The organism is Pelagibacterium lacus (genome assembly GCF_003345525.1).
Classification (GTDB): domain Bacteria; phylum Pseudomonadota; class Alphaproteobacteria; order Rhizobiales; family Devosiaceae; genus Pelagibacterium; species Pelagibacterium lacus.
In genome coordinates this window covers 1-1,047 of the sequence record NZ_QQNH01000070.1, presented here as the reverse complement: position 1 = coordinate 1,047, position 1,047 = coordinate 1, and the positions used below count along the sequence as shown (strand labels likewise).

Sequence of the window (1,047 nt, the reverse complement as noted above, 5' to 3'; positions counted from 1 at the left end):
GAATAGAAGCTTAAATCTACAGCCCGATGCAGTGAATTACCCAATGCGGACACGCTCCAACAAAGTATTTCTTCTATCCAAAGAAAAACAGTTGTATATTCATGGATTCTGTAGAATATCGGTGGAAATGAAGCAGTTTCTTGAAAGTCCCAAACAATGTGAATCTAGAGTTTGAGTGTTCATCACCAAATACCTTTCTCTTTTGTATACGCGTAAAGAATTCCTTGAAATCACTGTGGAATAGCATGTTTTGTAAAAGGCGTGTTTTAATCTAACTCTGACTGGAGCACTTTCAGCGCTCTTTCAATGTTCATTACTACTGAAAGGTGGAGAGGCACAATGTCCCTGGAAACATAGTGTTTTCACCCATCTTTTTGAAGTATTTTTCTAAAATATCTCCTTTGGGACTGTTTCTTAGCAAAGACTACGTAAATGAACTTTCGGTCAGACAATGAGTGAAGAAGCAGGCACCAATATATCCTTATCCACCAGAGTAAGATAGAATGTTGTAGTTTTACTCAAAGCACTATTACAGGAGAAATGCTCAGCCTGAAGAAAGATGCATTCAAATGCTCCAATGGAGTTTTAAAGTGAATTGAAATAGTCTAAGTCAATATGAATGTGAAATCACGGTTGAACACTTTTAGCGCATCACGCTCTCTTAGTAATCAGTGAATAATCTGAAGTTTTCTATATTCCTCTGAAGTCAAATCACTTCATACATAGTGAGTTTCTCACCAAAGTTGTCTTCACCATTTATCTACTTCAGAGAGAGCTCTCTTTACTAGAGGAAGAAATGAGCTTTTCCTGAGCGGGAATGTACTGTTTTCTGAAGTCTCTTGGAATACCTTTCAGAAATATGTGTTTGGAGGATAGATTGATATAGAAAGCCATTGGACATTCAGTTCTGCCATCAGGATAGGTGAATAGAAGCTTAAACCTGCAGCGCCATGCAGTGAATTACCCAATGCATACACGCTCCACCAAAGTATTTCTTGTATCCAAAGAAAAACTGTTGTATATTCATGGACTCTGTAGAACATCACT

1 protein-coding gene is annotated in these 1,047 nt (G+C 37.7%); it reads right to left on the bottom strand.

The window, feature by feature from the left end:
• Positions 1–851: 851 nt before the first annotated feature.
• On the bottom strand, positions 852–1,047 hold a 196-nt coding region (locus DVH29_RS16540; RefSeq protein WP_210206257.1), incomplete at its 5' end, for a hypothetical protein.